We start from the raw sequence: 13,246 nt of genomic DNA on the forward strand, positions 1-13,246 counted from the left end.
ATGGCGCCGATCCGGACGATTTTTCCCCTCGCGGTCCGGTGCGCCGCGGGAAGCGGCGCCGCCGGGCGCGGGGGATTTCCTCAGCCGCTTTGTCCTTGCCGGCTCATGGAGCCGGAGCCGGAAAGGACGCCGTCGGGAGCGCGGGAAGCACTCATCCAGATCGCCATTGGCCTTCTCCAGCTAAGCAAGGACAGCCGCTTGTCTTCCTTCGGTCCGCGCCCGGCCTGCAGCCGCGCGCGACATGGGAGTCGTCAGATCCCGCGTCTCACTCCGCCGCCATGCGCACCGGAACGCCCAAAGCGCCGGTGAGCCGGAGGGCCGAGATGCGTGCGTCGTCGAAGCCGAGCACATGCGCCAGGATGTCGTCCGTGTGCTCGCCCAGGAGCGGCGAGCGCTCCACGGGCACGTCATTGTCGGAAAGCTTGATGGGATTGCCGACCGTGACATAGGCCCCGCGCACCGGGTGCTCCACCTCCACCAGCGTCCCGGTGGCATAGAGGGAGCGGTCGGCGGCGATCTCCTTCATGGAGAGGATGGGCCCGCAGGGAATGTCGTATTTGTTCAGGATCTCCATGGCCTCGAACTTGTCGTGGGCCATGGTCCAGGCTTCGATGCGGGTGAAGATCTCGTTGAGGTGCGGCAGGCGCGCGGCGGCGGTGGCATAGCCGGGATCGGTCTTCCAGCCCGGCTCACCGATGACGTCGCAGATCTTCCCCCAGACCGGCGCCTGGGTGATGAAATAGATGTAGGCGTTGGGATCCTGCTCCCAGCCCTTGCACTTCAGGATGCGGCCCGGCTGGCCGCCGCCGGAATCGTTGCCCGCGCGGGGCACCGTCTCGCCGAAGGGCACGCCCTCGCCGAACTGGCTGTATTCCTGCAAGGGGCCGTGAGCGAGGCGCTGCTGGTCGCGCATCTTCACGCGGCACAGGTTCAGCACCGAATCCTGCATGGCCGCCAGCACCTTCTGGCCGCGCCCCGTATGCTCGCGCTGGAACAGCGCGGTGACGATGCCGAGCGCCAGATGCAGGCCGGTGCCGCTGTCACCGATCTGCGCGCCGGTCACCAGCGGAAGCCCGTCGCGGAAGCCCGTGGTGGAGGCGGCGCCGCCCGCGCACTGGGCCACGTTCTCATACACCTTGCAATCCTCGAACGGGCCGGGGCCGAAGCCCTTCACGGAGGCGAGGATGAGGCGGGGATTGAGTTCCTGGAGCCGCTCCCAGGTGAAGCCCATGCGATCCAGCGCGCCGGGAGCGAAATTCTCCACCAGCACGTCGCAGACCTTCACCAGGTCCTCCAGGATGCGCTTGCCCTCGGCATTCTTGGTGTCGAGGGTGATGGAGCGCTTGTTGGAATTCAGCATGGTGAAATAGAGGCTGTCCGCATTGGGGACGTCGCGCAGCTGGGTGCGCGTCACGTCGCCCTCGCCCGGGCGCTCCACCTTGATCACGTCCGCGCCGAACCAGGCGAGCAGCTGCGTGCAGGTGGGACCGGACTGGACATGGGTGAAGTCCAGGATGCGAACGCCGTCTAGTGCCTTGCCCATAAGAGCCTCGTTTTCCTCTTGGCACGCGCTTGAAGCGACGCTTGTTCTTTTTGTGTGAACCCTCTGGAGATGTCGGGCGGAGCCATGGCTCCGCCCGGTCGGCTGATGCCGTATTCAGCGCGTCCCGAGATCAGGACTTGCGCTTCACCACGCTCTGCGGATTGAGATTGCCGATGCGGCCGCTCTCGGTTCCGGCGGTGGGATCGATCACCGCGTTGATGAGGGTGGGCTTGCCGCTGTCCATGGCGGCGTCCACGGCGCGCTTCAGCTCGTCCGGCGTGGTCACGTTCACGCCGATGCCGCCGAAGGCTTCCATCATCTTGTCGTAGCGGCTGTCCTTCACGAACACCGTGGTGCCGGGATCGCGGCCCGTGGGATCCACGTCGGTGCCGCGATAGATGCCGTTATTGTTGAAGATGACGATGCAGACCGGCAGGTCGTAGCGGCAGATGGTCTCCACTTCCATGCCGGAGAAGCCGAAGGCGCTGTCGCCTTCCACCGCCAGCACCGGCTTGCCGGTTTCCACGGCGGCGGCGATGGCGAAGCCCATGCCGATGCCCATCACGCCCCAGGTGCCCACATCCAGGCGCTTGCGCGGCTGGTACATGTCGATGATGCCGCGGGCGAGGTCGAGCGTGTTGGCGCCCTCATTCACCAGGATCGCGTCGGGCCGCTCCTTGATGACCGTGCGCAGGGCGCCGAGCGCGCCATGGAAGTCCATGGGGGCGGAATTCTTCAGGAGGCGCGGCGCCATCTTGGCGATGTTCTCGTCGCGCTTGGTGACGATGGTCTTCGTCCAGTCGGCGGGCGAGCCCGGCCAAGAACCGTCGATGCCGTCCAGCAGCGCGGCGACGCACGAACCGATGTCGCCCACGAGCGGGGCGGCGATCTCGACGTTGGAGTCCATTTCCTTGGGCTCGATGTCGATCTGGATGAACTTCTTCGGGGCATCGCCCCAGGTCTTGCCCTTGCCGTGGGAGAGCAGCCAGTTGAGGCGCGCACCCACCAGCACCACCACGTCCGCATCCTTCAGCGCCGTGGAGCGCGCAGCGCCCGCGGACTGGGGATGGGTGTCGGGCAGCAGGCCCTTCGCCATGCTCATGGGCAGGAAGGGAATGCCGCTCTTCTCAACGAATTCGCGGATGGTCTCGTCGGCCTGGGCATAGGCCGCGCCCTTGCCGAGGATGATGAGGGGGCGCTTGGCGCCCTTGAGCACGTCCAGCGCGCGCTTCACGGCATCCGGGCCGGGGATCTGGGCCGGAGCCGGGTCGATCACCTTCACCAGCGAGTTGGCGCCCGCCTCGGCATCCATCACCTGCGAGAACAGCTTGGCGGGCAGGTCCAGATAGACGCCGCCGGGACGACCCGAGCAGGCCGCGCGGATGGCGCGGGCGACGCCGATGCCGATATCCGCCGCATGCAGCACGCGGAAGGCGGCCTTGCAGAGCGGCTTGGCGATGGCGAGCTGGTCCATCTCCTCATAGTCGCCCTGCTGGAGATCCACGATCTCGCGCTCGGAGGAGCCGGAGATGAGGATCATCGGGAAGCAGTTGGTGGTGGCGTTGGCGAGCGCGGTGAGGCCGTTGAGGAAGCCCGGCGCCGAAACCGTGAGGCAGATGCCCGGCTTCTTGGTGAGGAAGCCGGCGATGGCGGCGGCGTTGCCGGCATTCTGCTCATGGCGGAAGGAGACCATGCGGATGCCCTCGGCCTGGGCCATGCGCCCGAGGTCCGTGATCGGGATGCCCGGCACGTTGTAGATGGTCTCGATGCCGTTCAGCTTCAGGGCGTCGATGACCAGATGGAAGCCATCGGTCAGCTCCTGCTCGGGGGCTGCATCGATGCTGTGGGCTAGTGCGGACATTCCGTTTCCTCCCGGAAAAACTTTGCTTGTTCGATTTTGCGGCGTTCCCGTCGGGCTCCCTTTCGGGGGCTATTCGGGGAAGACCCCATGCTTTTCCACATGGGCCGCGAGGCCCATGGTGTGCTCGCGCACGAGCCGCTCGGAGCGGTCGCCATCGCCGCCCTCCAGCGCCTCGATGATCCCGGTATGCTCCCGCATGGAGGTCTCGGAGCGGTTCTCCTGCCGCATGGAGACGGCGCGGATGGCGCGCATGTGCAGGAACAGATTCTCGGTCATGTCCACGATGAGCTTGCAGCCGCCCATGCGGATGATGGCCTGATGGAAGGCGATGTTGGCCTGCGAGTATTCGTTCATGTGGACCGCGGGCGGGTCCTTCTCGAAATCGTCGAACAGGCGCCGCAGGCCCTTGATGTCGGTGGCGGTGGAGCGGATCGCGGCGAGGCGCGCGGCCATGCCCTCGAGCGCCGCCCACACCGTGATCATCTCGATGATCTGACGCTTGGTCTTGCGGACCACGAAGATGCCCCGGCGCGGCACGGAGCGCACGAAGCCCTCCTGCTCCAGCACGGTCATGGCCTCGCGGATCGGCGTGCGCGACACGCCCAGGTCCTCCGAGAGCTGGCGCTCGTCCAGCCGGAACTCGGTGGAGGCCCCGTAAATGTCCATCTCGGTGATCGCACGCTTCAGCGCGTCATAAGCGAGCATACGCAGGCTGGAGCTCGCGCCCAGCGGCTCGACATTCAGCTTCGGTGTGTCTGCGACGTGCTGCACCGGATGTTCCCTTCCCTGTGGCCGGCACCTTCTGTCGGGTGCTCGCGCCGTCGGTGAAATACTGTGTACTGTATTCTAGGCATGGACACAATCCCCGACCGGGTCGCTCGCGTCCGATATGTGGCCGGCTATCTGGAGCGGGTGGGAACGGGCCTCCGGGGCCGCAAGGCCGGGCGGAGGGACAGGACGCCGCGCGTGATGGGGCCGGATCGTCCGGGCGCACGCCTGTGCCCCGGGGGACGGCCCGGCGCCGAAGCGCCGGGCCGGTTTCGCTCACTCGGCGGCAGCCGGGCGCGGCCCGCCCATGAGGCGCTCCTTCACCTTGGTGATCAGCGGCCAGAACAGCATGGCCAGAGCCAGGGTGACGATGGAGCCCACCAGCGGGTTGGACCAGAAGATGCCGATATTGCCCTGGCTCACCAGCATGGCCTGGCGGAAGGAGCTTTCCGCCATATCGCCCAGCACGAGGGCCAGAACGAGCGGCGCCAGGGGGTAGTCGAGCTTCTTGAAGATGTAGCCGACGACGCCGAAGATCAGCATCACGGCGATATCCAGGCCCGCATTGTGGACCGTGTAGGCACCCACCGCGCAGATCACCAGGATGATGGGCGCGATGACGCTGAACGGGATGCGCAGGATCGCGGCGAACAGGGGCACCGTGGTGAGCACCACGATGAGCCCGGCGATGTTGCCGAGATAGATGGAGGCGATGAGGCCCCACACGAAGTCCTTCTGCTCCACGAACAGCAGCGGGCCGGGCTGGAGACCCCAGATGAGCAGGCCGCCCAGCAGCACCGCCGCGGTGGGCGAGCCGGGGATGCCGAGCGTCAGCATGGGCAGCAGCGCCGAGGTGCCGGCCGCATGGGCCGCCACTTCCGGCATCACGACGCCTTCCAGCTCGCCCTTGCCGAAATTCTTCCCGTTCTTCGAGAAGCGCTTGGCAAGGCCGTAGCTCATGAAGGACGCCGGGGTGGCGCCGCCGGGGGTGATGCCCATCCAGCAGCCCACGGCGGCGGAGCGCAGCGCGCCCACCCACATGGCCGGGAGCTTCTTCCAGGTCTCCAGCACCACCTTGGCGTTGATCTTGGCGCTCTTGCCCTTGAAGGCGAGCCCCTCCTCCATGGTGAGCAGGATCTCGCCGACGCCGAACAGGCCGATGACCGCCACCAGGAAGTCGAAGCCGCGCAGCAGTTCGGTGGAGCCGAACGTCATGCGCAGCTGGCCGGTCACGGTGTCGATGCCCACTGCCGCCAGGGCGAAGCCCAGCGTCATGGCCGCCAGCACCTTGAAGGGTGATTCGCGCCCCATGCCCACGAAGGAACAGAAGGTGAGCAGGTAGACCGCGAAGAATTCGGCCGGGCCGAACTGCAGCGCGAACTTGGCGATGACCGGCGCCAGGAAGGTGATGAGCAGCACGGCGATGAAGGCGCCGAGGAAGGAGCCGGTGAAGGCGCCTGTTAGGGCCTCGCCCGCCTTGCCCCTCTGGGCCATTGGGTGCCCGTCGAAGGTTGTCGCCACCGACCAGGGTTCGCCGGGAATGTTGAACAGCACCGAGGTGATGGCGCCGCCGAACAGGGCTCCCCAATAAATGGAGGAGAGCATGATGATGGCGGACACCGGCGACATGGAGAAGGTGAGCGGCAGAAGGATCGCCACCCCGTTTGCGCCGCCGAGGCCGGGCAGCACGCCGATGAGAACGCCCAGTCCGATGCCGACGAACATGTAGACGATGTTCATCGGGTCGCCGAGGACGCTAAAGCCTCCGATAAGATTTGAGAGCGCTTCCACTGTGTTCCTCCCCAGGTCCCCGGCCTTCAGGCGCGGGGCGTGCGGGTGACGTTTTGAGGTCGGTGTCCCGCTTGCGGGCCGCGGCTGAACGGCGGCGGATTGCGGAATCTGCTGGTTGTTCGGCGCCGCCCGCGCGGGCGGCGCGGGTCAGTAGCCGAGCGCGGTCTCGATGGGACCCTTGGGCAGGGGCACGAGGAACCAGATCTCGAACATCACGAACAGCACCGCGGGCACGCCGATGGCCACGGGCACGATGACCATGGGGCTGTATTTGCCCAGCCACCACATGAAGAAGGCGATGAAGATCATCGACGCGATATAGATGCCGATGAAATTGATCAGCACCACATAGACGATTGTCGGCACCAGAACCTTCAGGACCGAACCCAATTGCTCGCGGTCCACGAAATTGGAGAGGTTCGGCGTCTTGGTGAAGAGGTTCGTGGCCAGCGTGCCCACGCTCGCTAAGAACATGATGAGGCCGACATAGAAGGGGAAATAACCGGCCTGGGGACCATCGGACGCCCAGCGGGCGCCAATGCGCCAGCTATCCGCCATGACGAGCGCCGCGACGCCCATGAAAAGCAGGGCGACGACGATGTCCATGGTCCGCGTGGTGACGGTGTGCTCGGACTTTTCGGATTCGATTGCCATGACTGACGTCCTGTCGAGAAGATCATCGGACGGGATGCGGCCGTGGGAACGCACGCACGGGGGCGTGCGCGTCGCTGCGGACCGGAACCCCGGACCTTGCCGGCGCGGCGCGCGCCGGCATTTGGGATCATCATCCGGGCGGGGGATCATGCGGCTGCGCCTGCATGTCGGCCGCCCCGGCGGCTGGGGCTGCGACCCGGTTCCGCGCGCGGCGCGGAAGGGGCGGCGCCCCGCCGGAGCGCCGCCCGAGGGCAGCGCATCCGGCGCCTCATGCGCCAGCAGTCACCAGGTGACTACTTGGCGATGAAGCCGGCCTTCTCCATCAGGGAGCGGTGGCTTTCCGCCGCCTTGCCGAGCCAAGCCTTATATTCGGCGCCGCTGAGCATGGTGGTGTTGAAGGCCCCCTTCTCCATGAAATCCTTCCATTCAGGCGTCTCGCGCACCTTCTTGAAGAGGTTCACATAGTAATCGACCTGATCCTGCGTCACTTTCGGCGCCATGAAGATGCCGCGCAGCATCAGGTATTCGATGTCGAGGCCGCCGTCCTTGCAGGTGGGGATGTCGGCCCACGACTTGCCCGACGCCACCGGCTCCTTGTAGGGCAGGCGCTGGCTGTCGAACACGCAGAGCGGCTTCAGCTCGCCCGCGCGCCACTGCGACACCGCTTCGATGGGATTGTTCACCGAGGAGGTGACATGGCCGCCCACCAGCTGCGCCGCCACGTCTCCGCCGCCCTTGTAGGGCACATAGATGAACTTGGCGCCCGTGGCCTGCTCGATGGCGGCGGTGATGATCTGGTCTTCCTGCTTGGAGCCGGTGCCGCCCATCTTGAATTCGCTGCCGGGCTGCGCCGCCTTGAGGGCCGCCAGATAGCCCTTCACGTCGTCATAAGGCGCCTTGGCGTTCACCCAGAGGATGAACTCGTCCAGGGCCAGCATGGCGACGGGGGTGAGATCGTCCCACTTGAACGGAACGCCGGTGGCAAGCGGCGTGGTGAAGAGGTTCGAGAGGGTGATGATGATCTTGTGGGGGTTGCCCGAGGACCCCTTCATATCCAGGAAGCCCTCGGCGCCCGCGCCGCCGGACTTGTTGATGACCACCAGCGACTGGGCCATCAGGTTGTTCTTCTGGATGATGCCCTGAAGCATGCGCGCCATCTGGTCGGCGCCGCCGCCCGTGCCCGCCGGCACAATGAATTCGACGTTCTTGGTCGGCTCCCAGGCCCATGCGGACAGGGGGGAGAGAACCGCAACCGCAGTACAGACCGCCGCGAAACGTTGGATTGATCTGGCAAAAGCCGAACGCATCTTGTTTTCCTCCCGGGTCGCCCGCCTTCTTACGAGGCGGATTCTTGGCGTAACCTGTTGAAGAATTTTATCTTCTTACCACCTTGGCGTTTGGTGGATTTGGAAAGAGTATATTGTATGTCAACCTCACGCAATGGAAATCAGCAATTCTGAATTCGGTGCGCCGAATACATGCGTCATGTATTTTGCATAAAATATTTCAGGGAAAATGCGCAGATATTTGCTGCACGCGCACTGGCCATTTGCTGCAAAGCAGCACCTGAAGCGGCACCACGCGCCGCTCGCGGCCGGACGGAAAACATCCTGCAATGTCCGGGACTTGAACAATCACAGGTGGTCCTTGGCCCACCACCTTATCACCGATAGGCGACGAATTCCGGCGGCAAGGTCTCGTCAGCGCCCGAATAGAGGCGTGTCATCTGGTCGGCGGCGGCGACGATGCGGCGGCCCAAGCGCTCCACCCGGTCGTCGCTCATGCGCACGGACGGGCCGGACACCGACACCGCGCCGATGGGCTCGCGCCACTCGTTGAAGATGGCGGCCGCGACAGCGCGCATGCCGGCCGCATGCTCCTCATTGTCGATCGCGTAGCCGCGCGCGGAGACAGCGACGATGTCGTCCACCAGTTCCCGCTCGGACCGATGGGTGCGCACGGTGAAGGCCTCGTAGCGGACCTGCGCGAGGCAGGCCCCGCGAAAGGCGGGGCTGGCCGCCGCCACCACCGCCTTGCCCGCCGCCGTGGCATGGAGCGGCAGCCGGGCGCCCAGGCGGAAGAAGGCCCGGACCGGCGCATGCCCCTCCGCCTGCCCCACCACCACCAGCTCGTTGCCGTCGAACATGGCGAGGTTCACCGTCTCCTCAGTCTCATGCAGCAGGCGCCGGATCACGGGGCGGCCCACATCCGGCAGCTTGCGGATGCGCAGATACGCGGCGCCGATGCGGAACAGGCCGAGGCCCACGGTCCACAGGCCGTTCTCCTGGTCGTGATTCACCAATTGGCGCTTCTGGAGCGTGGCGAGAAGCCTGTGCGCCGTGGAGGCCGGCAGATCCGTGCGCTTGGTGATATCGCTGAGGCTCATGCCGTCCGCCTCGGCCAGCACACGCAATAGCGCGATGGCCCGATCCAGCGACTGAACCTCACCACCGTCCGACGCGGACGCGGGTCGGCCTCGGCGCCGCGGCAAGGCGATCTGGTCCTCCATAGCCCCTCCGCACATATTGGCCGGGCCGATTATCATTCGGCCTTGCCCTAGAAGGCGCTTTTTCCCCTGCCTGGGCAAGGGGCACACGCCCCGCGCGCACCAAGGTGCGACCACCTGCGGCAATTTTCCATATTACGGAAAAATATCCCATAAATATTCTTGGGGCATGGGGATGCAGGCAAACCTGCGCCCACGTTATTGGCATACAATATACACCATCAACGATACGGGAGGCTTCGCCATGAAAATCTGCATCTATGGCGCGGGAGCGATCGGCGGCTATCTGGGCGTGAAACTGGCCCAGGCCGGCGCGGATGTGAGCCTGGTGGCGCGCGGCGCCCATCTGGAAGCCATGAAGCAGAACGGCGTGAAGTTGCTGATCGGCGGCGAGGAGCAGGTGGCGCGGGTGCGCGCGACGGACGATCCCACGGAGCTCGGGCCGCAGGACTATGTGTTCATCGCCCTGAAGGCCCATTCGGTGCCGTCCGTGGTGGACCGCATGCGCCCGCTGCTGGGCAATGACACCAGCGTCGTCACGGCCGTGAACGGCGTGCCCTATTGGTATTTCTACAAGCATGGCGGCGCGCTTGAGGGCCGGACCCTGCAGAGCATCGATCCCGGCGGCAAGCAGTGGGAGGTCCTGCGGCCCGAGCGCGCCATCGGCTGCATCGTCTATCCCGCCACCGAAGTGGTGGCGCCCGGCGTCATCCAGCACGTCTATGGCGACAAGTTCCCGCTGGGCGAGCCCTCCGGCGAAGTGACGGACCGCGTGACGCGGCTCAGCACGCTCATGGAAGAGGCCAACCTGCGCGCGCCCGTCATGACCAATATCCGCGACGAGATGTGGCTCAAGCTGTGGGGCAATCTCTGCTTCAATCCCATCAGCGCCCTCACCCACGCGACCCTGGACGTGATCGCCACCGACCCGGACACCCGCGCCGTGGCCCGCGCCATGATGACGGAAGCGGAGACCATCGCCCGTCGCCTCGGGGTGAACTTCCGCGTGGACGTGGAGCGCCGCATCAATGGCGCAGGCGCCGTGGGCGGCCACAAGACCTCCATGCTCCAGGACCTGGAGCGGGATCGCCCCATGGAGATCGACCCGCTGGTCACCGCCGTCCAGGAAATGGGCCGCCTGCTGGAGGTGCCCACCCCCACCCTGGATGTAGTGCTGGCCCTGGTGCGCCAGCGCGCGGCCATGGCGGGCCTCGGCGGCCATCTCGCCACCCCGCCGCTCACTGCCGCCGACCTGCCGCCGGAGAAGACCCGTCACTGAGGGGGACGGCACACTCAACCGATCGGGCACCGGAAACATAAGAGGCCCCCGGCGCAGTGCGCCGGGGGCCTCTTCATGTCAGGCACTCTCTGAAGCTGCGCCTCACGGCCCGGGCCCATGGGGCCCGGCGCACGTCAGACGGCGCGGATCACTCGGTGGCGATGGCGATCGCAGCGCCGGTGGCCGCCACATCTCCGGTGGAGAGCGCGACGCCGGCGAGGGCGTAGCCGAGAACCAGGGTCGCGAAAACTGCGATGCGCTTCAACATGGGGCCACTCATCGAACGGGAAGAACTGGGGAGCGCGGGTGCGCGATTGAGGCACGCTGCGCCACAGAGGTTCCCAAAAAGTTAAATCCGGTGGGAGAATCGTTTCCGTCCCAACCCACCTTCGTCGGCAGGGTTAATGCACGACGAGCCACCCGAGTTCCACACGCCCGTCGCTCTTCGGAAACAAAAGCGCGAACCCTGTCGCTGCGGCGCAACACATGCTTCCCAAGGGTCAACTGGACAGGCACGCGGGCGCCGTCTATGCGGAGCCGACATCTCCTGCGGGAAGACCTCCACTCCATGCTCCGCAAGCTCTACGACTGGGTGCTCGCCTATTCCTCGCGGCCCTCCGCGCCCTGGGCGCTGGGCATCGTGTCCTTCGCGGAAAGCTCCATCTTCCCCATCCCGCCGGACGTGCTCCAGGTGCCCATGACGCTGGCACGGCCGGAAATGGCGTGGCGCTACGCGCTCATCGCCACACTGTCCTCGGTGGCGGGCGGCCTCGTGGGCTACGCCATCGGCGCCCTGCTCTATGACAGCGTCGGCCTGTTCCTCATCAATCTCTACGGCTACGGCGCCAAGGTGGATGCCTTCCGCCATGCCTATGCCCAGTACGGGCATTGGGTGATCCTGCTGAAGGGCATCACGCCCATCCCCTACAAGCTGGTCACCATCACGTCGGGCTTCGCCAACTACAATCTGTTCTGGTTCGTGGTGCTGTCGCTCATCACGCGCGGCGCCCGCTTCTTCCTGCTGGCGGCGCTACTGAATTATTTCGGCCCGGCCGCGCGCGAATTCATCGAGAAGCGGCTCGGCCTGGTCACCATCGGCCTGTTCCTGGTGGTGGTGGTGGGCCTCGTGGCGGCGGTCTATCTGTTCTGACGACACCCCGGCGGCGCAAACGAAAAAGGCCCTCCATGCGGAGGGCCTTTTCTGTTTTTCCGACCTGTCGGGGCGATCAACGCGGCAGCGTGGTCACGCCCATCAGATCCTTGTCGATGGCATGGGCCGCCTGGCGGCCTTCACGGATGGCCCACACCACCAGGGACTGGCCACGCCGCATGTCGCCCGCCGCATAGAGGCGCGGCGTGGAGGTGAGGTAGCTCTCCTCGTCCGCCGCCACGTTGCCGCGCTTGTCCAGCGCCGCGCCGCTCTGCGCCAGCATGCCTTCCACCAGCGGATGGGCGAAGCCGATGGCGAGGAAGACGAGATCCGCGCGCAGCACGAATTCCGTGCCGGGCACCGGCTGGCGCCGGCTGTCCACGCGGGCGCACTTCACGCCGGTCACGCGGCCGTTCCGGCCCTCAATGCCCAGGGTCGCGCAGGCGAACTCGCGCTCGGCGCCTTCCGCCTGGGAGGAGGAGGTGCGGAACTTGGTGGGCCAGAAGGGCCACACCGCCAGCTTGTCCTCCTTCATGGGAGGCACGGGGCGGATATCCAACTGGGTGACGGAGAGCGCCCCCTGGCGGAAGGCGGTGCCCACGCAGTCGGAAGCCGTATCGCCACCGCCCACCACCACCACATGCTTGCCGGCGGCCAGAATGGGCAGGTCGCGATTCACGTCCTCGCCACCCACGCGCCGGTTCTGCTGCACCAGATAGGGCATGGCGAAATGCACGCCCTCCATCTCCTGGCCCGGCAGCTGCGGATCGCGCGGGGCTTCCGAGCCGCCCGCCATCAGCACCGCGTCATGGGAATCCAGCAGGTCCTGGAGGCTCGTGGTCACGCCCACATTGACGCCGTAGTGGAAGGTAACGCCCTCCCCTTCCATCTGCGCGACCCGGCGGTCGATGTGGTGCTTCTCCATCTTGAAGTCGGGGATGCCATAGCGCAGCAGGCCGCCGGCCTTGGGCTCGCGCTCATAGAGGTGCACGTCGTGCCCGGCGCGGGCGAGCTGCTGGGCGGCGGCAAGGCCCGCCGGGCCGCCGCCGATGACAGCCACCTTCTTGCCGGTGCGCACCGCCGCGGGCTCGGGCTTGATCCAGCCCATCTTCCACGCCTTGTCGGCGATGGACTGCTCCACGGTCTTGATGGTGACCGGCATGTCCTCAAGGTTCAGCGTGCACGCTTCCTCGCAGGGGGCGGGGCAGACGCGGCCGGTGAATTCCGGGAAATTGTTGGTGGAGTGCAGGTTGCGCGCCGCCTCCTCCCAGTCGTCCTGATAGACGAGGTCGTTCCAGTCCGGGATCTGGTTGTGCACCGGGCAGCCGGTGGGACCGTGGCAGAAGGGAATGCCGCAATCCATGCACCGGGCGGCCTGATTGACCACCTCGGCATCCGGCAAAGGCAGGGTGAATTCACGGAAATGACGGATCCGGTCGGAGGCGGGCTGATACTTCTGCTCCCGCCGATCGATCTCAAGGAAACCCGTAACCTTGCCCATACCCACTCCTCCGGGAGCCCGTCGCAAGCCTGCGCCGATTAGCTCCATTACAAGAATTGTTCCAGCTTGGGGACTCTGCTTTTGCGGTGCGGTTGGTTGAGTGCGCCGCAATGCCCTCTCCCGCTTGCGGGGAAGGGGTAGGGAGGGGCACGCCGCACAGCGGCGAGCCGGCCTCCGAAGCACGACAGGGCAT

General features: G+C 66.1%; 10 protein-coding genes. 2 read left to right on the forward strand and 8 right to left on the reverse strand.

The features are described from left to right. Positions 1-265: 265 nt before the first annotated feature. The 7 genes from frc to EJJ38_RS12365 form a co-directional block, all read right to left on the reverse strand. On the reverse strand, positions 266-1,543 hold the full coding sequence (gene frc, locus EJJ38_RS12335) for a formyl-CoA transferase (protein ID WP_127090448.1): 1,278 nt from the start codon (positions 1,541-1,543) through the stop codon (positions 266-268). 130 nt (positions 1,544-1,673) lie between these two features. Further along, positions 1,674-3,404 carry an oxalyl-CoA decarboxylase gene (oxc, locus tag EJJ38_RS12340; protein ID WP_127090449.1) on the reverse strand — a complete coding sequence of 577 codons (1,731 nt, stop codon included), beginning with the start codon at positions 3,402-3,404 and terminating at the stop codon, positions 1,674-1,676. A gap of 69 nt (positions 3,405-3,473) precedes the next feature. After that, positions 3,474-4,109: a GntR family transcriptional regulator gene (locus EJJ38_RS12345; protein WP_127090484.1), complete on the reverse strand. Its 636-nt coding sequence runs from the start codon at positions 4,107-4,109 to the stop codon at positions 3,474-3,476. Positions 4,110-4,448: 339 nt separating this feature from the next. After that, a complete protein-coding gene (locus EJJ38_RS12350; protein WP_127090450.1) occupies positions 4,449-5,963 on the reverse strand; it encodes a tripartite tricarboxylate transporter permease in 1,515 nt (504 codons plus the stop codon). A gap of 147 nt (positions 5,964-6,110) precedes the next feature. Beyond that, complete coding sequence (locus EJJ38_RS12355; RefSeq protein WP_127090451.1) at positions 6,111-6,617, reverse strand: tripartite tricarboxylate transporter TctB family protein; 507 nt, start codon at positions 6,615-6,617, stop codon at positions 6,111-6,113. Between the two features lie 293 nt (positions 6,618-6,910). Next, a complete protein-coding gene (locus tag EJJ38_RS12360; protein ID WP_127090452.1) occupies positions 6,911-7,924 on the reverse strand; it encodes a Bug family tripartite tricarboxylate transporter substrate binding protein in 1,014 nt (337 codons plus the stop codon). 356 nt (positions 7,925-8,280) lie between these two features. Further along, the gene (locus tag EJJ38_RS12365) at positions 8,281-9,162 is read right to left on the reverse strand and encodes an IclR family transcriptional regulator (protein ID WP_338021871.1); all 882 of its coding nucleotides are present in this window, start codon (positions 9,160-9,162) and stop codon (positions 8,281-8,283) included. Positions 9,163-9,367: 205 nt separating this feature from the next. On the opposite strand from EJJ38_RS12365, the gene EJJ38_RS12370 reads away from it, so the two are divergent. Both EJJ38_RS12370 and EJJ38_RS12375 read left to right on the forward strand, forming a co-directional pair. Then, positions 9,368-10,402, forward strand: coding sequence for a 2-dehydropantoate 2-reductase (locus tag EJJ38_RS12370; RefSeq protein ID WP_127090454.1), 1,035 nt, complete (start codon positions 9,368-9,370; stop codon positions 10,400-10,402). Positions 10,403-10,970: 568 nt separating this feature from the next. Continuing rightward, positions 10,971-11,552, forward strand: a complete 582-nt coding sequence (locus tag EJJ38_RS12375) for a YqaA family protein (RefSeq protein WP_127090455.1) — start codon at positions 10,971-10,973, stop codon at positions 11,550-11,552. 76 nt (positions 11,553-11,628) lie between these two features. Here EJJ38_RS12375 and EJJ38_RS12380 read toward each other — a convergent pair whose 3' ends face one another. Next, positions 11,629-13,053, reverse strand: coding sequence for a glutamate synthase subunit beta (locus EJJ38_RS12380; protein ID WP_127090456.1), 1,425 nt, complete (start codon positions 13,051-13,053; stop codon positions 11,629-11,631). Positions 13,054-13,246 lie beyond the last annotated feature (193 nt).

This window comes from Aquabacter cavernae, from assembly GCF_003993795.1.
Classification (GTDB): Bacteria; Pseudomonadota; Alphaproteobacteria; order Rhizobiales; family Xanthobacteraceae; genus Aquabacter; species Aquabacter cavernae.

Excerpts from the sequence above, each read along its gene's own strand:
- frc (WP_127090448.1), bottom strand. The coding sequence starts at position 1,543 with ATGGGCAAGGCACTAGACGGCGTTCGCATCCTGGACTTCACCCATGTC.
- EJJ38_RS12345 (WP_127090484.1), bottom strand. The coding sequence starts at position 4,109 with ATGCTCGCTTATGACGCGCTGAAGCGTGCGATCACCGAGATGGACATT.
- oxc (WP_127090449.1), bottom strand. The coding sequence starts at position 3,404 with ATGTCCGCACTAGCCCACAGCATCGATGCAGCCCCCGAGCAGGAGCTG.
- EJJ38_RS12370 (WP_127090454.1), top strand. The coding sequence starts at position 9,368 with ATGAAAATCTGCATCTATGGCGCGGGAGCGATCGGCGGCTATCTGGGC.
- EJJ38_RS12360 (WP_127090452.1), bottom strand. The coding sequence starts at position 7,924 with ATGCGTTCGGCTTTTGCCAGATCAATCCAACGTTTCGCGGCGGTCTGT.
- EJJ38_RS12355 (WP_127090451.1), bottom strand. The coding sequence starts at position 6,617 with ATGGCAATCGAATCCGAAAAGTCCGAGCACACCGTCACCACGCGGACC.
- EJJ38_RS12365 (WP_338021871.1), bottom strand. The coding sequence starts at position 9,162 with ATGATAATCGGCCCGGCCAATATGTGCGGAGGGGCTATGGAGGACCAG.
- EJJ38_RS12380 (WP_127090456.1), bottom strand. The coding sequence starts at position 13,053 with ATGGGCAAGGTTACGGGTTTCCTTGAGATCGATCGGCGGGAGCAGAAG.
- EJJ38_RS12375 (WP_127090455.1), top strand. The coding sequence starts at position 10,971 with ATGCTCCGCAAGCTCTACGACTGGGTGCTCGCCTATTCCTCGCGGCCC.